Annotated in this window: 19 protein-coding genes; all 19 read left to right on the top strand. The window is 71.1% G+C overall.

The window, feature by feature from the left end:
- Nucleotides 1–395: 395 nt before the first annotated feature.
- The 19 genes from nrtL to ACWFQ8_RS01485 all read left to right on the top strand — a co-directional run bounded on the left by nrtL (nt 396) and on the right by ACWFQ8_RS01485 (nt 20,862).
- Complete coding sequence (nrtL, locus tag ACWFQ8_RS01575) at nt 396–1,517, top strand: ArgS-related anticodon-binding protein NrtL (RefSeq protein ID WP_453784165.1); 1,122 nt, start codon at nt 396–398, stop codon at nt 1,515–1,517.
- Nucleotides 1,518–1,536: 19 nt separating this feature from the next.
- Nucleotides 1,537–2,928, top strand: a complete 1,392-nt coding sequence (gene lysA / locus ACWFQ8_RS01570; RefSeq protein WP_453784164.1) for a diaminopimelate decarboxylase — start codon at nt 1,537–1,539, stop codon at nt 2,926–2,928.
- Between the two features lie 124 nt (nt 2,929–3,052).
- The gene (locus ACWFQ8_RS01565) at nt 3,053–4,357 is read left to right on the top strand and encodes a homoserine dehydrogenase (RefSeq protein WP_453784163.1); all 1,305 of its coding nucleotides are present in this window, start codon (nt 3,053–3,055) and stop codon (nt 4,355–4,357) included.
- A 6-nt stretch (nt 4,358–4,363) separates the two neighbouring features.
- Nucleotides 4,364–5,434, top strand: coding sequence for a threonine synthase (thrC, locus tag ACWFQ8_RS01560; RefSeq protein ID WP_453784162.1), 1,071 nt, complete (start codon nt 4,364–4,366; stop codon nt 5,432–5,434).
- Nucleotides 5,435–5,746: 312 nt separating this feature from the next.
- Complete coding sequence (thrB, locus tag ACWFQ8_RS01555) at nt 5,747–6,673, top strand: homoserine kinase (RefSeq protein ID WP_453784161.1); 927 nt, start codon at nt 5,747–5,749, stop codon at nt 6,671–6,673.
- Nucleotides 6,674–7,089: 416 nt separating this feature from the next.
- Nucleotides 7,090–9,252 (top strand): transcription termination factor Rho, encoded by a 2,163-nt coding sequence (rho, locus tag ACWFQ8_RS01550; protein WP_453784160.1) that lies wholly within the window; start codon nt 7,090–7,092, stop codon nt 9,250–9,252.
- A gap of 341 nt (nt 9,253–9,593) precedes the next feature.
- Entirely contained in the window at nt 9,594–10,691 is a 1,098-nt protein-coding gene (locus tag ACWFQ8_RS01545) for an LCP family protein (protein ID WP_453784159.1), read from the top strand.
- 172 nt (nt 10,692–10,863) lie between these two features.
- A complete protein-coding gene (gene rpmE, locus ACWFQ8_RS01540; RefSeq protein ID WP_453784158.1) occupies nt 10,864–11,082 on the top strand; it encodes a 50S ribosomal protein L31 in 219 nt (72 codons plus the stop codon).
- 120 nt (nt 11,083–11,202) lie between these two features.
- On the top strand, nt 11,203–12,282 hold the full coding sequence (prfA, locus tag ACWFQ8_RS01535; RefSeq protein WP_453784157.1) for a peptide chain release factor 1: 1,080 nt from the start codon (nt 11,203–11,205) through the stop codon (nt 12,280–12,282).
- 79 nt (nt 12,283–12,361) lie between these two features.
- Nucleotides 12,362–13,207, top strand: a complete 846-nt coding sequence (prmC, locus tag ACWFQ8_RS01530) for a peptide chain release factor N(5)-glutamine methyltransferase (RefSeq protein WP_453784156.1) — start codon at nt 12,362–12,364, stop codon at nt 13,205–13,207.
- Nucleotides 13,208–13,259: 52 nt separating this feature from the next.
- The gene (locus tag ACWFQ8_RS01525; RefSeq protein WP_453784155.1) at nt 13,260–13,907 is read left to right on the top strand and encodes an L-threonylcarbamoyladenylate synthase; all 648 of its coding nucleotides are present in this window, start codon (nt 13,260–13,262) and stop codon (nt 13,905–13,907) included.
- Complete coding sequence (locus ACWFQ8_RS01520) at nt 13,904–14,560, top strand: arsenate reductase/protein-tyrosine-phosphatase family protein (RefSeq protein ID WP_453784154.1); 657 nt, start codon at nt 13,904–13,906, stop codon at nt 14,558–14,560. The genes ACWFQ8_RS01525 and ACWFQ8_RS01520 overlap by 4 nt, the downstream gene beginning before the upstream one ends.
- A gap of 160 nt (nt 14,561–14,720) precedes the next feature.
- Nucleotides 14,721–15,950 carry a serine hydroxymethyltransferase gene (locus ACWFQ8_RS01515; RefSeq protein ID WP_453784153.1) on the top strand — a complete coding sequence of 410 codons (1,230 nt, stop codon included), beginning with the start codon at nt 14,721–14,723 and terminating at the stop codon, nt 15,948–15,950.
- A gap of 116 nt (nt 15,951–16,066) precedes the next feature.
- Nucleotides 16,067–17,401 carry an MraY family glycosyltransferase gene (locus ACWFQ8_RS01510; protein WP_453784152.1) on the top strand — a complete coding sequence of 445 codons (1,335 nt, stop codon included), beginning with the start codon at nt 16,067–16,069 and terminating at the stop codon, nt 17,399–17,401.
- Nucleotides 17,402–17,675: 274 nt separating this feature from the next.
- Nucleotides 17,676–18,113, top strand: a complete 438-nt coding sequence (locus tag ACWFQ8_RS01505) for a hypothetical protein (protein ID WP_453784151.1) — start codon at nt 17,676–17,678, stop codon at nt 18,111–18,113.
- A gap of 210 nt (nt 18,114–18,323) precedes the next feature.
- Entirely contained in the window at nt 18,324–19,160 is an 837-nt protein-coding gene (gene atpB / locus ACWFQ8_RS01500; RefSeq protein WP_453784288.1) for a F0F1 ATP synthase subunit A, read from the top strand.
- Nucleotides 19,161–19,234: 74 nt separating this feature from the next.
- Nucleotides 19,235–19,465, top strand: a complete 231-nt coding sequence (gene atpE, locus ACWFQ8_RS01495; protein WP_031039373.1) for an ATP synthase F0 subunit C — start codon at nt 19,235–19,237, stop codon at nt 19,463–19,465.
- 51 nt (nt 19,466–19,516) lie between these two features.
- Complete coding sequence (locus ACWFQ8_RS01490) at nt 19,517–20,050, top strand: F0F1 ATP synthase subunit B (protein ID WP_384532808.1); 534 nt, start codon at nt 19,517–19,519, stop codon at nt 20,048–20,050.
- Entirely contained in the window at nt 20,047–20,862 is an 816-nt protein-coding gene (locus ACWFQ8_RS01485; protein ID WP_453784150.1) for a F0F1 ATP synthase subunit delta, read from the top strand. The genes ACWFQ8_RS01490 and ACWFQ8_RS01485 overlap by 4 nt, the downstream gene beginning before the upstream one ends.
- Nucleotides 20,863–20,958 lie beyond the last annotated feature (96 nt).

The following is a 20,958-nucleotide window of genomic DNA, read 5'->3' as shown; positions in this document are numbered from 1 at the left end:
CCCGGGCCCCAGCCCCCTGCCCCTGCCGGGTTGACGACTGGTGATCGGGCGCTCGGTGGCTGGGGCGGCCAGCCCCCGCCCCCGCCCCGCCTCCGGCCCCGGCCCTGGCTCTGAACTCGGCTGCGGCCCCGGCCCCCGCCCCCGGTCCTCGGCTCTCGGCCTCGGCTCTCGGCCTCGGCCCTCGGCCCTCGGCTCTCGGCTCTCGGCTCTCGGCCCCCGGCCTCGGCCCCCGGCCCCCGCCCTCGGCTCTCGGCTCTCGGCTCCCGGCCCCCGCCCCCGGCCCCCGGCCCGGGGGCGGTCGGTAGGGAGTCTCCGGGCGGGCTCCTGTGGTCGTCCCTGTTCATATGGCGAAACCCTCCGCCTGGTGGGCGGTCGTCTCCCCTAGGCTGGGTCGCGTGAACCCCGCTGACCTTCCCCGTACCGTCGTGGGCGCCGTGCGCCGCGCCGTCGAGGACGGGGAGCTGCCGGTCGGGGTCGAGGCGCCCGGGCGGGTGGTCGTCGAGCGGACGCGTCCCGGTGGGGTGGGGGAGTACGCGACCCCCGTCGCCTTCCAGGTGGCCAAGAGCGCCGGACGCAGGCCCGCCGAAGTCGCCGCTGTGCTGGCCCGCCGGCTGGAAGCCGTTCCCGGGATCGAGCGCGTCGACGTCACCGGGGCGGGATTTCTGAATTTCGTACTCGCTCCCCTTTCACCAGTTTGTCTTGCCGCTCTCGTCGTCGCGGCCGAGGGAGCCGGGGATGCCGATACGGATACCGGCACCTCCGCGCCGGCCGAGCCTCCTCCCGGTCACGTCGGTCACGTCGGTCAGGCTGGCCGAGACGGCCATGCTGGCCACGTCGGTCAGGTTGGCCATGCCGGCCACGACGGCGGAGGCGGCCATGCCGGCCACGCCGGCCCCACCGCCCACGCCGGCCCCACCGGCCTGCGGGAACGTGTCGTCCGGGACGCCGTCGGGCGGATCCTGCGGGCCCAAGGCAGCGCCGACGAGGCAGCACCGCCCCACGACACCCCCGTCGCCCCCGTCGCCCAGCGTGACGGCGACGTCCTGGCCCGGTACGGGAGTGATGCCGCCCGCTGGGCCATGCTCGTCGTGCCGGCCCGGGAGACGCCCGAGTTCTCCGACGGGCTCCTCGTGCAGGGCGAGGCCAGCGCGTTCTTCCGGGTGCGCTACGCACACGCCCGCGCCCGCGCCCTCGTGGCCAATGCCGCACTCCTGGGCTTCGGCCCCGCCCCCGGCGAGACCGCGGACGGCGGTGCCCGCGGTCCGCTGCTCCGCGCCCTCGCCGACTACCCGCTCGTCCTCGAAGCCGCCGCGTACCACCGCGCGCCCGAGCGACTCGCCCGGCACCTCGTCGAGCTGGCCGACGCGCTGCTCGACTACCAGTACCGCGTCCTGCCCCACGGGGACGAGAAACCCTCGGCCGCCCACCGTGCCCGGCTGGCTCTCGCCGAAGCCGCCGGGACGGTGCTGGCCGGCGGCCTCGCCCTGCTCGGCATAGCCGCACCGACACGCCTGTGACCCGCGAAGAGAGATACCGATGAGCCGTTCCGCCCACCCCGCAGGGCCCCGCCACGCCGACGTCCTGCCCGAGGGGCACTACTCCCCGCCGCCCGCCGACCTGAACGTCCTCGACGAGAAGGTCTGGGCGAGCACCGTCCGGCGCGCACCCGATGGGGTGGTTTCCGTCGGCGGGATCGAAGTGACCCGACTGGCGCAGGAGTTCGGAACGCCCGCCTTCTTCCTCGACGAGGAGGACTTCCGGGCGCGCTGCCGCGCCTGGGCGCACGCCTTCGGCAAGGACGCCGACGTCTTCTACGCGGGCAAGGCGTTCCTCTCCAAGGCCGTCGTGAAGTGGCTCAAGGAGGAAGGGCTGAACCTCGACGTGTGCTCCGGCGGGGAGCTGGCCACCGCCCTGGCCGCCGGGATGCCCGCCGGGCGGATCGCCTTCCACGGCAACAACAAGTCCGAGGCCGAGGTCAGGCGGGCCGTGGAAGCGGGCGTGGGGCGCATCGTCCTCGACTCCTTCCAGGAGATCGCCCGCGTCGCGCACGTCGCCCGTGAGCTGGGCGTGCGCCAGCCCGTGCAGATCCGGGTGACGGTCGGCGTCGAGGCGCACACGCACGAGTTCATCGCCACCGCCCACGAGGACCAGAAGTTCGGCATCGCCGTGGCCGACGGCTCCGCCGCCGAGGCGGTCCGGCGGGCGCTCGGGCACGACTCGCTGGAGCTGCTCGGCGTCCACTCCCACATCGGCTCGCAGATCTTCGACATGGCCGGCTTCGAGGTCTCCGCCAAGCGTGTCGTGCAGCTGCTGGCCGCCGTCCGCGACGAGCACGGCGTCGAGCTTCCCGAGATCGACCTCGGGGGCGGCCTCGGCATCGCCTACACCTCCGACGACGACCCCCGCGAGCCCCACGAGATCGCCAAGGCGCTGACCGAGATCGTGTCCCGCGAGTGCGAGGGCGCAGGCCTGCGGGCGCCGCGAATCTCCGTCGAGCCCGGTCGGGCGATCGTCGGCCCTACGGCGTTCACGCTGTACGAGGTGGGGACGATCAAGCCCCTTGAGGGACTCCGTACGTACGTCAGTGTCGACGGCGGCATGTCCGACAACATCCGTACGGCCCTGTACGACGCCGAGTACTCGATCAGCCTGGTCTCCCGCACCTCCGACGCCGCGCCGATGCTCACCCGCGTGGTCGGCAAGCACTGCGAGAGCGGTGACATCGTGGTGAAGGACGCGTTCCTGCCCGCGGACCTCGCGCCCGGTGACCTCCTCGCCGTCCCGGCCACCGGTGCGTACTGCCGCTCGATGGCCAGCAACTACAACCACGCGCTGCGCCCGCCCGTCGTCGCCGTGCGTGACGGACAGGCCCGCGTCATCGTCCGGCGCGAGACGGAGGAAGATCTCCTGCGACTCGACCTCGGATGATGAAATAGGTGTCTCACTCAATGGACCGAGGATGGAAAGTGCTGTCCATTGAGTGAGACTGGTTCAAACCCGGCGAACAAACCGCGCGCGGGGTACCGAGGGAAGATCGAAAGGCGTAGGTCGAATGATGCGTACGCGTCCGCTGAAGGTGGCGCTGCTGGGCTGTGGAGTGGTCGGCTCAGAGGTGGCGCGCATCATGACGACGCACGCCGACGACCTGACGGCCAGGATCGGCGCTCCCGTCGAGCTCGCCGGCGTGGCCGTACGCCGCCCCTCGAAGGTGCGCGAGGGCATCGATCCCGCCCTCGTCACCACCGATGCGACGGCCCTCCTCAAACGCGGGGACGTCGACGTCGCCATCGAGGTCATCGGCGGCATCGAGCCGGCCCGCACCCTGATCACCACCGCCTTCGAGCACGGCATCTCGGTCGTCTCGGCGAACAAGGCCCTGCTCGCCCAGGACGGCGCGGCCCTGCACGCCGCCGCCGAGGCGGCCGGGCTGGACCTGTACTACGAGGCCGCCGTCGCCGGCGCCATCCCGCTGGTCCGCCCGATGCGCGAATCCCTCGCCGGCGACAAGATCAACCGGGTCATGGGCATCGTCAACGGCACGACGAACTTCATCCTCGACAAGATGGACTCGACCGGCGCCGGGTACCAGGAGGCGCTCGACGAGGCCACCGCCCTCGGGTACGCCGAGGCCGACCCGACCGCCGACGTCGAGGGCTACGACGCCGCCGCCAAGGCCGCGATCCTGGCGGGCATCGCCTTCCACACCCGGGTCCGCCTCGACGACGTCTACCGCGAGGGCATGACGGAGGTCAGCGCCGCCGACTTCGCCTCGGCGAAGCGCATGGGCTGCACCATCAAGCTCCTCGCGATCCTGGAGCGCGCCGCCGACGGCGAGTCCGTCACCGCCCGCGTGCACCCCGCGATGATCCCGCTCAGCCACCCGCTGGCCTCTGTCCGCGAGGCGTACAACGCGGTCTTCGTCGAGGCGGAGGCCGCCGGGCGGCTCATGTTCTACGGGCCCGGCGCGGGCGGCGCGCCGACGGCGTCCGCGGTCCTCGGCGACCTGGTCGCCGTCTGCCGCAACAAGCTCGCCGAGGCAACGGGGCCCGGCGAGTCGGCGTACACCCAGCTGCCGGTCAGCGCCATGGGCGAGGTCGTCACCCGCTACCACATCAGCCTGGACGTGTCGGACAAGCCGGGCGTCCTCGCCCAGGTGGCGACCACGTTCGCCGAGCACGGGGTGTCGATCGATACCGTACGACAGCAAGGACGTCCGGACGGGGTCGGCAACGAAGCCTCCCTCGTCGTCGTCACTCACCGGGCGCCCGACGCCGCCCTCTCCGGGACCGTCGAAGCGCTGCGGAAGCTGGACACCGTGCGCGGTGTCGCCAGCATCATGCGTGTTGAAGGGGAGTAAGGACCCATGAGCAGCAATCGCACCCACCAGTGGCGCGGCATCATCGAGGAGTACCGGGACCGCCTGCCGGTGACGGACGCGACTCCCGTGGTCACGCTCCGCGAGGGCGGCACTCCCCTCGTCCCCGCGCAGGTGCTCTCCGAGCGCACCGGCTGCGAGGTGCACCTCAAGGTCGAGGGGGCCAACCCCACCGGGTCCTTCAAGGACCGCGGCATGACCATGGCGATCACCAAGGCCAAGGAGGACGGCGCCAAGGCCGTCATCTGCGCCTCCACGGGCAACACCTCCGCCTCCGCCGCCGCGTACGCGGTGCGTGCCGGGATGGTGTCCGCGGTCCTCGTGCCCCGCGGCAAGATCGCGCTGGGCAAGATGGGCCAGGCGCTCGTGCACGGCGCCAAGATCCTCCAGGTGGACGGCAATTTCGACGACTGCCTCGCCCTGGCCCGCGCGCTGTCGGACAACTACCCGGTGGCGCTGGTCAATTCGGTCAACCCGGTGCGCATCGAGGGTCAGAAGACGGCCGCGTTCGAGATCGTCGACGCGCTCGGTGACGCCCCCGACATCCACGTGCTGCCCGTCGGCAACGCCGGCAACATCACCGCGTACTGGAAGGGCTTCAAGGAGTACAAGGCCGACGGCCTGGCCTCCCGTACGCCGCGCGTGTGGGGTTTCCAGGCCTCGGGCTCCGCGCCCATCGTGCGCGGGGAGATCGTCAAGGAGCCGCACACCATCGCCACCGCGATCCGGATCGGCAACCCGGCCTCCTGGGACTACGCGCTGGCCGCGCGCGAGGAGTCGGGCGGTTTCATCGACGAGGTGACCGACCGTCAGATCCTCGCGGCGTACCGCCTGTTGGCCTCTCAGGAGGGCGTCTTCGTCGAGCCCGCCTCGGCCGCCTCGGTGGCCGGCCTGCTCAAGGCCGCCGAGCTGGGCCTGGTCGACCCCGGTCAGACGATCGTGTGCACCGTCACCGGAAACGGCCTGAAGGACCCCGACTGGGCGGTCGCCGGCGCTCCGCAACCGGTCACCATTCCGGTGGACGCCGAGGCCGCCGCCGTGCGGCTCGGACTGGTCTGACCGAACGGCCCGAGTGCCGGGTTCCGGAGGGGCCCAAGGCCCCCGGGCCCGTCCGGAACCCTCCGGAACCCGGCAACTCACCCCGTACGACGACAAAAGTGCGGCCGAAGCCCGCGACACGCATCGTGCGCCTCCCGTGCGCCCTGTGTCGCGGGAGAACCTTCCTTCGATAGGCTGTACTTACATCCGCCACCCGCATATGACCGCGGTGCTGCCCCGAGGGCCTTCGGGTGTCGTACGTTCTCCAGTACATTCGCAGCGAGTCAGCGAAGAGCGAAGATCTCGCACAGTCACAAGGAGTGTCATCGGACGATGGCCGGTCCAGCGTTCCGCGCCGCCGCCGTACGGGTGCGCGTTCCCGCCAGCAGTGCCAATCTCGGCCCGGGCTTCGACGCCCTCGGCCTGGCCCTGGGGCTCTACGACGACGTCGTCGTCCGGGTGGCCGACTCCGGCCTGAACATCGACATCGCGGGCGAGGGCGCCGACACCCTCCCGCGGGACGAGAGCCACCTGCTCGTACGTTCCATGCGCACCGCCTTCGACCTGCTGGGCGGACAGCCGCGCGGCCTTGAGGTCGTCTGCGCCAACCGCATCCCGCACGGCCGAGGCCTCGGCTCCTCCTCCGCCGCCATCTGCGCCGGCATCGTCGCGGCGCGCGCCGTGACCATAGGCGGCGAGGCCAAGCTCGACGACAGCGCGCTGCTGGAACTCGCCACCGAGATCGAGGGCCACCCCGACAACGTCGCCGCCTGCCTGCTCGGCGGCTTCACCCTGGCGTGGATGGACGGGGGCAGCGCCAAGGCCATCCGGATGGAGCCCGCCGATTCCGTCGTTCCGGTGGTCTTCGTCCCCTCCAAGCCGGTCCTGACGGAGACCGCGCGCGGCCTGCTGCCGCGCACCGTCCCGCACGTGGACGCGGCCGTCAACGCGGGTCGCGCGGCCCTGCTCGTGGAGGCCCTGACCAGGCGTCCCGAGTTCCTGCTGCCGGCCACCGAAGACCGGCTCCACCAGGAGTACCGGTCCCCGGCGATGCCCGAGAGCGTGGCACTCGTCAACCGGCTGCGGGCGGACGGCATCCCCGCGGTCATCTCCGGTGCGGGCCCCACGGTCCTCGCGCTGGTCGACAACGGCGCGGCCGACAAGGTCGCGCGGCTCGCGGGCGAGGGGTGGGCGGCCAACCGGCTCGCACTCGACGCCGCGGGCGCGAGCGTCCTTCCGCTGGGAACCCAGGGCGGCTGATACCGGCCGGTCAGGGGCGGACGGTCAGGGCAGGCCGTCCGAGCGGAACGGCGCGATTGCCGGTCATTGAGAGGGGGAATGTCTGTTGGATCCGGTAGTGTTAGTCTCAAGTGCGCATCCGAAGCCGCCATGGCTCGGTGCTCAGTGTCCCCCTCCGGGACCACCTTTCTTCCGGGAGCCTCCCCGACTGCTTTGATCCACTCCAGCAGTTTCGAGCACGCTCCGGAATCGGCGTGACATTCCCACGCTTCCAGCTCGGGAGCTTCTCGCCGGAACCACCCACGCACGTTTCTCTCCGCCGTATCCCTATCGGCGGACCACCGCCCCGGCACGGTCCACATCCAGGACTGCTGTCGGACAGCACAACCGGTCGCCGAGCCAGACAGGCCGACGTCCGCTCCAGGGAAGGACCCTTCGTGAGCGACACCACCGATCTGATGGGCGCTGCCGACACCTCTGTCGACACCAGTGCCCCCGCCGCGGGCGCCGCGCCCAAGCGTCGCCGCACCGGCACCGGCCTTGACGGGATGGTCCTGGCCGAGCTCCAGCAGGTCGCGTCGGGCCTCGGCATCCGGGGCACCGCGCGGATGCGCAAGAGCCAGCTGATCGAGGTCATCAAGGAGGCGCAGGCGGGCGGCAGTGCCCCCAAGGCCGCGTCCTCCGCCGCGGACACCGCCGAGGCCAAGCCGAAGCGCCGCGCCACCAGCAAGGCCCGTACCGGTGAGGCCGCCGCCGAGGCGCCCGCCGAGAAGCCCGCCGCGCAGGCGCAGATCGACATTCCGGGGCAGCCGGCCAGCGACGACGCCCCGGTCGGCGAGCGCCGCCGCCGTCGGGCCACCGCCCCGTCCGGTAGCCCGGAGGCCTCGGCCCCCGCCGCCGTGCAGGTCGAGGAGAAGACCGAGGCCGCCAGGGCCGAGGCGGCCACCGTGCCGCAGACCGACGTCCGTGCCGAGGCGGCCACCGCCGTCTCCGCGCCGGCCCAGGAGGGCGAGGGCCGCGGCCGTCGTGACCGCCGGGACCGGGGCGCCGAGCGCGGTGACCGTGCCGAGCGCGGCGACCGCCAGCGCGACCGCCGCGACCGCGGCGCCAAGGCCGACGACCAGGGCCAGGGCGCTCAGGGCGGCCAGGGCGGCCAGGGCCAGAGCGGCCAGGGCGGCCAGGGCCAGTCCGCGCAGGGCGGCGGCCGTCAGGACCGCGCCGAGCGCGGCGACCGCCAGGACCGTCCCGAGCGCGGCGACCGCCAGGACCGCCAGCAGCAGGGCGGCCGCGGGCAGGGCCAGCAGGGTCGCCAGGACCGCCAGGACCGCCAGGACAACGGTCCGCAGGACGACTTCGACGACGAGGGCGGCCGTCGCGGCCGTCGGGGCCGCTACCGCGACCGCCGGGGCCGTCGCGGCCGCGACGAGTTCGCCCCGAGCGAGCCGCAGGTCGCCGACGACGACGTGCTGATCCCCGTCGCGGGCATCCTCGACATCCTCGACAACTACGCGTTCATCCGGACCTCGGGCTACCTGCCCGGCCCGAACGACGTGTACGTCTCCCTCGCCCAGGTCCGCAAGGCCGGTCTGCGCAAGGGCGACCACACCACCGGTGCGGTGCGCCAGCCCAAGGACGGGGAGCGCCGCGAGAAGTTCAACGCCCTCGTGCGTCTGGACTCGGTGAACGGCATGGCGCCCGAATCCGGCCGCGGACGCCCGGAGTTCCAGAAGCTGACCCCGCTCTACCCGCAGGACCGGCTCCGCCTGGAGACCGACCCGGGTGTGCTGACGACCCGCATCATCGACCTCGTCGCGCCGATCGGCAAGGGCCAGCGAGGCCTGATCGTGGCTCCGCCGAAGACCGGCAAGACCATGATCATGCAGGCGATCGCCAACGCGATCACCGTCAACAACCCCGAGTGCCACCTGATGGTCGTCCTGGTCGACGAGCGTCCGGAAGAGGTCACCGACATGCAGCGGTCGGTGAAGGGCGAGGTCATCTCCTCCACCTTCGACCGCCCGGCCGAGGACCACACCACCGTCGCCGAGCTGGCCATCGAGCGCGCCAAGCGTCTCGTCGAGCTCGGTCACGACGTGGTCGTCCTGCTGGACTCCATCACCCGTCTGGGCCGCGCGTACAACCTCGCGGCGCCCGCCTCCGGCCGCATCCTGTCCGGTGGTGTCGACTCGACCGCGCTGTACCCGCCGAAGCGCTTCTTCGGTGCCGCGCGCAACATCGAGGACGGCGGCTCGCTGACCATCCTGGCCACCGCGCTCGTCGACACCGGCTCGCGCATGGACGAGGTGATCTTCGAGGAGTTCAAGGGCACCGGCAACATGGAGCTCAAGCTCGACCGGAAGCTCGCCGACAAGCGCATCTTCCCGGCCGTCGACGTCGACCCGTCGGGCACCCGCAAGGAAGAGATCCTCCTCAACGCGGAGGAGCTCGCCATCGTCTGGAAGCTGCGCCGGGTGCTGCACGCGCTCGACTCCCAGCAGGCGATCGAGCTGCTGCTCGACAAGATGAAGCAGACGAAGTCGAACGCCGAGTTCCTGATGCAGATCGCGAAGACGACGCCGTCGGGCAAGAACGACGACTGAGGTCCCACCGGTCCGCCCGCAGCCGCCCCCGCCGCACCCGCGGCGGGGGCGGCCGCGCGTTTTCCCCCTGCGGGACGGACGGCGTCGCCACGAGCCGGCCGCGGGCGTGCGGTGCGACCTTCGCCACACCCCGGCCCCGCGCCGACCCCGTACCCGCCCACCGCGCCGCCTACCGAAACCGCAGGTAGGTGCGCCAGTACGGGGGGTTTGCCCGCTGCTTCGCAGATGCAGCAAGACCGGAGCGCCCGGTGCGCGTGGAACCCTGGAGAGGTACCGGTCGTCTCCCCCAGGGCAGCGAGAAGGGCACAGAAGAGGGCACCGGACTCAGGACCGAGGAGAGCATGAGCCAGGACAGCACGGGCCGGGGCCGCCGCGCCGCGGGCCGCCGCCGCAAGCCGGCGAAGCGCCGCAGGGCCCTCGCGGTCGCCGCGTGGACCGCCGCGGGCGTGGTCCTGCTCGGTGGCGCGGGCGTCGGCTACTTCTACGTCAAGCTCAACGGCAACCTGAAGACCGTGGACATCGACCAGGCGCTGGGCACCGGCCGCCCGCAGAACACCGACAACGGCTCGATGGACATCCTCGTCCTCGGTTCCGACTCCCGCGGCGGGGCCAACGGCGAGTACGGCCGCGACGACGGCGGCTCCGCGCGCTCCGACACCGCGATGATCGTCCACCTGTACGAGGGCCACGAGAAGGCCGGTGTCATATCGATACCCCGGGACACCATGGTCGCCCGGCCCTCCTGCGCCACCGCCGGCGGGAAGACCGACCCCGGGGGCCCGCGCGAGCAGTTCAACGAGTCCTACACCGTCGGCGGGGCCGCCTGCGCGGTCAAGACCGTCGAGAAGATGTCGGGGATCCGCATGGACCACTACATCGAGGTCGACTTCACGGGCTTCAAGAAGATCGTCGACAACCTCGGCGGCGTCGAGGTGACCACCACCGTGCCGATCAAGGACGCCGCCAGCCACCTCGACCTCGCGGCCGGCACGAACCGACTGAACGGCGAGCAGGCCCTGGGCCTGGTCCGTACCCGCAAGAGCGTCGGCGACGGCAGCGACCTGGGCCGCATCCAGCTCCAGCAGGCCTTCATCAAGGCCCTGATCAGGCAGGTCAAGGGTGTCGGCGTGTTCGACAACCCCAAGCGGCTGCTCGACCTCGCCGACACCGCCACCAAGGCCCTGACCACCGACAAGGCGCTCGGCGACGTGAAGTCCCTCGCGGGATTCGCCCAGGGCCTCCAGGGCATCGACGTCCAGGACATGCAGATGATCACCCTGCCGGTGACCGCCGACGCCGTCGATCCCCACCGCGTGGCCCCGCTCACCAAGGAGTCCCGACTGGTCTGGGACGCCCTCCTGGCGGACCGGCCGATCCCCGCCGAGGCCGTCGCGGACTCGGTCGGCGACAAGGGTGGAGCCGGCTCGATCGTCCGCTAGTGCGCGCCCCCGGAGCCGGCCGGAATAGATGCCGGGCCCCCTCCGTTGAGGGAGGCGTCATCAGAATTTTGACAGGCAGCCCGGTCCTGGCAGACTGGTCTGTCGGCCCCGGTTCACGCAGTGCGCAATTCGGCTCCTGCGACCCGGCGCCCTCCCGAATCTAGGAGACACCTTGAAGCGCGAAGTCCACCCCGAGTACGTCGAGACCCAGGTCAGCTGCACCTGTGGCGCGTCGTTCACCACCCGCTCCACCCTGACCAACGGCAACATCCGTGCCGAGGTCTGCTCCGAGTGCCACCCGTTCTACACGGGCAAGCAGAAGATCCTCGACACCGGTGGCCGCGTGGCCCGCTTCGAGGCCCGCTTCGGCAAGGGTGCGGCCACGAAGTAGCGCGACCCAGGCGCCGGTCACCGGCCGCCCCCTGACCACGCGGGGGCGGCCGGACCGGCGCCTTTGTCGTCGTTCCGCCACCCCCGCGCAGTCCCGCACATTTACCCCAGGAGTACCCCGATGTTCGAAGCGGTCGAGGACCTGATCGGCGAGCACGCCGATCTCGAGAAGAAGCTCGCCGACCCTTCGGTCCACTCGGATCAGGCCAACGCGCGCAAGCTGAACAAGCGCTACGCGGAGCTGACCCCGATCGTCGCGACCTTCCGTGCCTGGAAGCAGTCGGCCGAGGACATCGAGACGGCGAAGGAGTTCGCCCAGGTCGACCCGGACTTCACGGCGGAGGTCAAGGAGCTCACGGCGCAGCGCGAGGAGCTCACCGAGAAGCTCCGGCTGCTGCTCGTCCCGCGCGACCCGAGCGACGACAAGGACGTGCTGCTGGAGGTCAAGGCGGGCGCGGGCGGCGACGAGTCGGCCCTGTTCGCCGGCGACCTGCTGCGGATGTACCTGCGCTACGCCGAGCGCGTGGGCTGGAAGACCGAGATCATCGACGCCACCGAGTCCGAGCTCGGCGGCTACAAGGACGTCCAGGTCTCCGTCCGCACCAAGGGCGGCAACGGGGCCACCGAGCCCGGCCAGGGCGTGTGGGCCCGCCTGAAGTACGAGGGCGGCGTGCACCGCGTCCAGCGGGTTCCGGCCACCGAGTCGCAGGGCCGCATCCACACCTCCGCCGCCGGCGTGCTCGTCACCCCGGAGGCCGAGGAGGTCGAGGTCGAGATCAACATGAACGACCTGCGCATCGACGTGTACCGCTCCTCCGGCCCCGGCGGCCAGTCCGTCAACACCACCGACTCGGCCGTGCGGATCACGCACCTGCCGACCGGCGTGGTCGCCTCCTGCCAGAACGAGAAGAGCCAGCTCCAGAACAAGGAGCAGGCCATGCGCATCCTCCGCTCGCGGCTGCTGGCCGCGGCGCAGGAGGCCGCCGAGCAGGAGGCCTCCGACGTGCGCCGCAGCCAGGTGCGCTCGGTGGACCGTTCCGAGAAGATCCGTACGTACAACTACCCGGAAAACCGGATCTCGGACCACCGCACCGGCTTCAAGGCGTACAACTTGGACCAGGTGCTCGACGGCGACCTCGACCCGGTCATCCAGGCCTGCGTCGACGCCGACTCCGCGGCCAAGCTCGCGGCCGCCCACTGACGGGGCTGCCGCGGTCGCGCGGCGACGCGCTACCCACGCCCCGTACCACCCCCGTACGACAGCAGCCCGGAGGACCAGCGTGAACTTGCTGCTTGCCGAAGTGGCCCAAGCCACTCAGCGGCTGGCCGCCGCCGGCGTGCCCTCACCGCGCTTCGACGCGGAGGAGCTCGCGGCCTACGTGCACGGCGTCAAGCGGGGGGAACTGCACCACGTCAAGGACACGGACTTCGACGCCCGCTACTGGGAGACCGTCGCCCGCCGCGAGGCGCGCGAGCCGCTCCAGCACATCACCGGCCGCGCCTTCTTCCGGTACCTGGAGCTCCAGGTCGGCCCCGGGGTCTTCGTACCCCGGCCCGAGACCGAGTCGGTCGTCGACTGGGCCATACAGGCGGTCCGGGCGATGGACGTCGTCGAGCCGATGATCGTGGACCTGTGCACCGGCTCCGGCGCCATCGCGCTCGCCATGGCGCAGGAGGTGCCGCGCTCGCGCGTGCACGCGGTCGAGCTCTCCGAGGACGCCCTGCGCTGGACCCGCAAGAACGCCGAGGACTCCCGGGTCACCGTGCACCAGGGGGACGCGCTGAGCGCCCTCCCGGAGCTCGACGGCCAGGTAGACCTCGTCATCTCCAACCCGCCGTACATCCCGCTCACCGAGTGGGAGTACGTCGCCCCCGAGGCCCGGGACCACGACCCCGAGATGGCGCTCTTCTCGGGCGAGGACGGCCTGGACACGATCCGCGGCATCGAGCGCACCGCCCACCGGCTGCTCCGGCCCGGCGGCATCGTCGTCATCGAGCACGCCGACACCCAGGGCGGCCAGGTGCCGTGGATCTTCGCCGAGGAGCGGGGCTGGGCCGACGCGGCCGACCACCCGGACCTCAACAACCGCCCGCGCTTCGCCACGGCCCGCAAGGCCCTGCCGTGACCGGCGCGACGTCTCTCCTTGCCACCCCCCTTCCGCACGAGGAGGCCCGCTGATGGCCCGGCGATACGACTGCAACGACGCGACGGACCGCAAGACGGGCCTGCGTGAAGCCGCATCCGCCGTACGCCGCGGCGAGCTCGTCGTGCTGCCCACCGACACCCTGTACGGGATCGGCGCGGACGCCTTCAGCCCGGACGCCGTCCACGAGCTGCTGGCCGCCAAGGGCCGGGGCCGCAGCATGCCCACGCCCGTGCTCATCGGTTCCCCGAACACCCTGCACGGCCTGGTCACGGACTTCTCCGAGCAGGCGTGGGAGCTCGTCGACGCCTTCTGGCCGGGCGCGCTGACCCTGGTCGCCAGGCACCAGCCGTCGCTGGCGTGGGACCTCGGGGACACCCAGGGCACCGTGGCCGTACGCATGCCGCTGCACCCCGTCGCGATCGAGCTGCTGACCGAGGTCGGCCCGATGGCGGTGTCCTCGGCCAACCTGTCCGGGCACCCGGCGCCCGAGGACTGCGACGCGGCGTGCGAGATGCTCGGGGACTCCGTGTCCGTGTACCTGGACGGCGGGCCGACGCCCGGCATCCAGCCGTCGTCCATCGTCGACGTCACCGGCAAGGTGCCCGTCCTGCTGCGTGAGGGGGCGCTCACCGCCGACCAGCTGCGGGAGGTCGTACCCGACCTCGAGGTGGCCCCGTGAGCCCTGAGGGGCGTGGCATAGCAAGGGGGCACCTCCCGGCGGAGTCCGGGGGAGACTCCTTCCGCATACTCCACGTCAGCACCGGCAACGTCTGCCGCTCGCCCATCACCGAGCGGCTGACGCGCCACGCCCTCTCGCACCGCCTCGGCGGCATCGTCGCGGGCGACCTCATCGTGGAGAGCGCCGGGACGTGGGGCCACGAGGGCGCCCCGATGGAGGCGAACGCGGCCGCGGTGCTGGCGGACTTCGGGGCCGACGCCACCGGATTCACCGGGCGGGAGCTGCTCGACGAGCACGTCATCCGCGCCGACCTGGTGCTGACCGCCACGCGCGACCACCGGGCCCAGGTCATCTCCATGGGGCACTCGGCGGGGCTGCGCACCTTCACGCTGAAGGAATTCACCCGGCTGGTTCGGGCGATAGACCCGGCCACGCTGCCGCCGCTGGACGACGGCATGGCGGAGCGGGCGCGGTCCCTGGTACGAGCGGCGGCCGCGCTGCGCGGCTGGCTGCTGGCCCCCTCGCCCGACGCGGACGAGGTGTACGACCCGTACGGGGCGCCGATCACCTTCTTCCGCTCGATCGGCGACGAGATCAACCAGGCGCTGGACCCCGTGGTCACGGCGCTGACGGGCGTCACCGCCCCGCGCTGACGGCTGTCACTGCCCCGCGCTGAGGGGTGTCACCGCCCCGCGCCGACCCCGTGGGTGCGCGGCCGCGGCGCCGCGCGACGGGCCGGCCGCGTTTCCGCAGGGCGGGTCGCGGGGAGCGGGCCTACAGTGGCTGGTACCCGGTACCCCCTGGAGTCGCGCCATGAGCGTCATCACCCCGCCTACGGACCTGCTGCGGCAGCAGGACCCCCAGATGGCCGACGTGCTCGCCGGGGAGGCGCACCGGCAGGCCGGCACGCTCCAGCTGATCGCCGCCGAGAACTTCACCTCGCCCGCCGTCCTCGCGGCGCTCGCGTCACCGCTGGCCAACAAGTACGCCGAGGGCTATCCCGGCGCCCGCTACCACGGCGGGTGCGAGTACGCCGACCTGGCGGAGCAGCTCGCGGTGGAGCGGGCGAAGACGCTGTTCGGGGCCGAGCACGCCAACGTCCAGCCGCATTCGGGCTCCTCCGCCGTCCTCGCCGCCTACGCCGCACTGCTCAGACCGGGGGATACGGTTCTGGCCATGGGGCTCCCGTACGGCGGACACCTCACCCACGGCTCGCCCGCCAACTTCTCCGGGCGGTGGTTCGACTTCATCGGGTACGGCGTGGACCCGGAGACCGGGCTCGTCGACTACGAGCAGGTGCAGCAGCTCGCCCACGCGCACCGGCCCAAGGCGATCGTCTGCGGCTCCATCTCCTATCCCCGCCACCTCCAGTACTCGGCCTTCCGGGAGATCGCCGACGAGGTCGGCGCCCACCTGATCGCCGACGCCGCCCACCCCATCGGGCTCGTCGCCGGCGGGGCCGCGCCCAGCCCCGTCCCGTACGCGGACATCGTGTGCGCGACCACCCACAAGGTGCTGCGCGGGCCGCGCGGCGGGATGGTCCTGTGCGGCGCGGAGTTCGCCGAGCGGATCGACCGGGCGGTGTTCCCCTTCACCCAGGGCGGCGCCCAGATGCACACCATCGCCGCCAAGGCCGTGGCGTTCGGCGAAGGGGCCGCACCGGCCTTCAGTACGTACGCCCACCGGGTCGTGGCCAACGCCCGAACCCTGGCGCAGGCCCTGGCGGACCACGGCTTCACGGTCACCACGGGCGGTACCGACACGCACCTGGTGACCGCGGACCCCGCCTCGCTGGGGGTCGACGGCCCGACCGCCCGCGGCCGGCTGGCGGCGGCCGGGATCGTGCTGGACACCTGCGCCCTGCCGTACGGGGACCAGCGCGGGATCCGGCTGGGGACGGCGGCCGTCACCACCCAGGGGATGGGGGAGGCGCAGATGTTCAAGATCGCGGAGCTGTTCACGGCCGCACTGCGCGGAGAGGCGGCGAGGACCCGTACGGAGGTCACGGAGCTCGTGCGCGAATTTCCCCCGTACGGGCAATAAGCAGGACAAGCGGGGCGTACCGCAACCGGGATACCGCCCCCTCGCGTCCTCGGCACTGGGAACATCGCAGCTAATGTGTGGGGCTGAGATGGCCGGCGATACATCTGGGGCAGCCCGTGCGTGAATATCTGCTGACGCTTTGCGTCACGGTCGCGGTGACCTACCTGCTGACCGGGCCCGTGCGGAAGTTCGCGATCGCGGTCGGGGCCATGCCGGAGATCCGGGCCCGCGACGTGCACCGCGAGCCGACACCCCGGCTCGGCGGCATCGCCATGTTCGGCGGGCTGTGCGCGGGACTGCTGGTCGCCGACCACCTGCGGAACCTCAACGGGGTCTTCGAGCTGTCGAACGAGCCGCGGGCCCTGCTCTCCGGGGCGGCCCTGATCTGGCTGGTCGGCGTGCTCGACGACAAGTTCGAGCTCGACGCCCTGATCAAGCTGGGCGCGCAGATGATCGCCGCGGGCGTGATGGTGATGCAGGGCCTGACCGTGCTGTGGATTCCGATCCCGGGCCTCGGCACGGTCTCCCTGACCCAGTGGCAGGGCAACCTGCTCACCGTCGCCCTCGTCGTGATCACCATCAACGCCGTGAACTTCGTGGACGGGCTCGACGGCCTGGCCGCCGGCATGGTGTGCATCGCCGCCACGGCGTTCTTCCTCTACGCCTACCGGATCTGGTTCGGCTACGGCATCGAGGCGGCCGCGCCCGCGACGCTCTTCGCCGCGATCCTGATGGGCATGTGCCTGGGCTTCCTGCCGCACAACATGCACCCCGCGCGGATCTTCATGGGCGATTCCGGATCCATGCTCATCGGCCTGGTGCTGGCCGCGTCCGCCATCTCCATCACCGGCCAGGTGGACCCCGACACGATGGCCCTGTTCGCGGGTGGTGAGCGCAACGCGACGCACGCGATGATCCCCGTCTTCATCCCGCTGATCCTGCCCCTGACGATCATCGCGATCCCGATGGCCGACCTGGCCCTCGCCATCGTCCGGCGGACCTGGAAGGGCCAGTCGCCCTTCGCGGCGGACCGGGGCCACCTGCACCACCGGCTGCTGGAGCTCGGGCACTCCCACAGCCGCGCGGTGCTGATCATGTACTTCTGGTCGGGGTTGATCGCCTTCGGGGCGGTGGCCTACTCCGTGCACTCCGCCTCGATGTGGATCGTGCTGGCGATCGCCGGCCTGAGCGCCGTCGGCCTGATCCTGCTGCTCCTGCCGCGCTTCACCCCGCGGACCCCGCGCTGGGCGGAGGGACTTGTTCCGCCCCGTTACCGGCACGCCGCGCGGGCCGCGGAGGCCGCCGCCGAGGCGGCCGCGCAGGAGGCGACGGCGACGGAGCCCGAACCCGTCAGGCCCGTCGTCGCGGGTGTCTCCGGCGTCAACGGGGCGACCGCCGTGGGCCCCCGTTCGCGCTTCCCCGACCGGCGCAAGGCCGAGTCGACCCGGTGACCCCGAGGGCGCATGTCCGACATGGACGCCCTTTAGCAGACAAGACGCCTCGGTGGCGCGCACACACGCGCAGGGTCACTCTCATGTGTGACAGTCGGCACACCTGCCAGGTAAAGCTCTCATCAAATAGTTTGTGATACCGTTCACTAAACCCGGCGACAGAGCCGAAGGACCGTAGTGCGACGGTCCATTGGCCCGAGGCTCACACTCGGACCGGGCCTACGCTCGTCCCGCACGAGTCCCATGCCCCCACCACCACGCGGAGCGACCCGCCATGCGGTCTGATGACGTCCGATCCCTCCTGCAAGCCGCCGTACCCACGGCTGTCGCCGGTGCTCTCGCCGCGGTGATCAGCGTGCTGGTCGTCGGCGGCAAGGGCGCGATCGGGGCCGTCGTCGCGACGCTGGTCGTGATTCTGTTCATGGGCATCGGATTCGTCGTTCTGCAGCGCACCGCGAAGTCGCTACCGCACCTCTTCCAGGCCATGGGGCTCATGCTCTACACGGCCCAGATCCTGCTGCTCTTCGTTTTTGTCGCGGCGTTCAAGAACACCACGCTGTTCCACCCCAAGGCCTTCGCCGTGACGCTCGTCGCCACCACCCTGGTGTGGATCGGCGCACAGACGCGTGCTCACATGAAAGCCAAGATCCTTTACGTCGAACCAGACTCGATGAAGGGCGACAAGCCCGAGAACTCGGGGCCGAAGTCGTGAACGGTAGGGCCGGGATAAGTGGGCGTTCGAGATCCTGCTATCGTCCGGTGCCAACTGCGGCACTGCGGGCGCGGGCATCTGAGCTGACGCCTGTCCCATCGCGAGGCTCGATGCCTGAACGCCGCCCCCACACCCGTAACACCAGTCCAGTGCCGAACAGCGGCTGTGCGCCGCGCCGACACAACGAGGTTGCCGTACCTATGCGCCACGCTGAAGGAGCCCGCGGTGAGTGCTGACCCGACGACGGTGCTCGCCTTCGAGACCGACTGCCACATCTTCGACGGTTGTGGCTTCCCGGCTCCCGGCCTGCACTCGTTCCTGTTCGAGCCGATCTTCGGTGACGCGGACAGCAACATCTACTTCAACAAGACGATGCTGCTGGCCCTCCTCGGCTCGGTCGTCATCCTCGCCTTCTTCTGGGCGGCCTTCCGCAAGCCCAAGGTGGTCCCGGGCAAGCTCCAGATGGTCGCCGAGGCCGGCTACGACTTCGTGCGCCGCGGCATCGTCTACGAGACGCTGGGCAAGAAGGAGGGCGAGAAGTACGTCCCCCTGATGGTCTCGCTGTTCTTCTTCGTCTGGGTCCTGAACCTCTGGTCCATCGTTCCGCTGGCCCAGTTCCCGGTGACCGCGATCATCGCGTACCCCGCCGGCCTCGCGGCCATCGTGTACGTGATCTGGATGAGCGTGACGTTCAAGCGTCACGGCTTCGTCGGCGGCTTCAAGAACCTGACGGGCTACGACAAGTCGCTCGGCCCGGTCCTGCCGATGGTCATGGTCATCGAGTTCTTCTCGAACGTCCTGGTCCGCCCCTTCACCCACGCGGTCCGACTGTTCGCGAACATGTTCGCCGGTCACACCCTGCTGCTGCTCTTCACGATCGCCAGCTGGTACCTGCTGAACGGCATCGGAATCGCCTACGCGGGCGTCTCGTTCATCATGGTCCTGGTGATGACCGCTTTCGAGCTCTTCATCCAGGCTGTCCAGGCGTACGTCTTCGTCCTCCTGGCCTGCAGCTTCATTCAGGGCGCGCTCGCCGAGCACCACTGATCAACGCTCCCTGAGTCCCTTATTCGTCCGGTGGCCAACCCCCACCGGTCCGTGAAAGAGAAGGAAGAACTGGCATGTCCCAGACCCTTGCTGCCGTCAGCGGCTCCCTCGGCTCCATCGGTTACGGCCTCGCTGCCATCGGCCCCGGCGTCGGCGTCGGCATCATCTTCGGTAACGGCACCCAGGCTCTTGCTCGTCAGCCCGAGGCGGCCGGTCTGATCCGCGCCAACCAGATCCTCGGCTTCGCCTTCTGTGAGGCGCTCGCCCTCATCGGTCTGGTCATGCCGTTCGTCTACGGCGTGTGATCTTCGGACTCACGACCAGTCCACTAGACGAAAGGCACTGATGTGAACCTCATGGTTCTCGCGGCCGAGGAAATTCAGAGTCCTCTGATCCCGCCGCTCCCCGAGCTCGTCATCGGTCTGATCGCCTTCGTCATCGTCTTCGGCTTCCTCGCCAAGAAGCTCCTCCCGAACATCAACAAGGTTCTGGACGAGCGTCGCGAGGCCATCGAAGGCGGTATCGAAAAGGCGGAAGCCGCTCAGACCGAGGCCCAGAGCGTGCTGGAGCAGTACAAGGCCCAGCTCGCCGAAGCCCGGCACGAGGCCGCGCGCCTGCGCCAGGACGCGCTGGAGCAGGGCACTGCGCTCAAGGAAGAACTGCGCGCAGAGGGCCAGCGGCAGCGTGAGGAGATCATCGCTGCCGGCCACGCCCAGATCGAGGCCGACCGCAAGGCCGCCTCTCAGGCGCTGCGCCAGGACGTGGGCAAGCTCGCCACCGACCTGGCCGGCAAGCTCGTCGGCGAGTCCCTTGAGGACCACGCCCGGCAGAGCCGCACGATCGACCGTTTCCTCAGCGAACTCGAGGAGAAGGCCGAGGCCGCCCGATGAACGGAGCGAGCCGCGAGGCACTGGCCTCCGCACGCGAGCGTCTCGACGCGCTGACGGACAACACGTCCGTCGACGCGGCGAAGCTCGCCGGTGAGCTGGCTGCCGTCACCGCGCTGCTCGACCGTGAGGTCTCGCTGCGTCGGGTCATCACGGACCCGGCGCAGTCCGGCGAGGCCAAGGCCGAGCTGGTGGGCCGACTGCTGGCGGGCCAGGTGGGCGGGGAGACCCTCGACCTGGTGTCCGGCATGGCACGGTCCCGCTGGTCGCAGTCCCGCGACCTGGTGGACTCGCTGGAGGAGCTGGCGGCGACCGCCGACCTCACGGCGGCCCAGCAGTCGGGCGCGCTCGACAACGTCGAGGACGAGGTGTTCCGGTTCGGCCGGATCGTCTCCTCCAGCACCGAGCTGCGCTCCGCGCTGACCGACCGTGCGGCCACCGCCTCCGCCAAGAGCGAGCTGCTGCGCAGCCTGCTCGGCGGCAAGGCGAACGCCGTCACCGAGCGCCTGGTCGTCCGTCTCGTCACGCACCCGCGTGGACGTAGCCTGGAAGCGGGACTGGAGTCCCTTTCCAAGCTCGCCGCCGAGCGCCGTGACCGCATGGTCGCCACCGTGACCACCGCGGTTCCGCTCAGCGACGCGCAGAAGCAGCGTCTCGGTGCGGTACTGGCCAAGCTGTACGGCCGCCAGATGCACCTGAACCTCGACGTGGACCCCGAGGTCCTCGGCGGGATCTCGGTGCGAGTCGGCGACGAGGTCATTGACGGCACCATCGCGGACCGCCTCTCCGAGGCGACCCGTCGCATGGCCGGCTGACCAGCCACCAACAGAACAAAAGCATTCCTAGCGGCCCGGTTGGGCCGTGCAGAACTTGCAGAAGATTCCTGGGGGTCGCCCCCAGACCCCTAAGAA

This window comes from Streptomyces sp. NPDC055254 (assembly GCF_053606025.1).
This window is presented reverse-complemented; position numbering and strand designations above follow the sequence as displayed.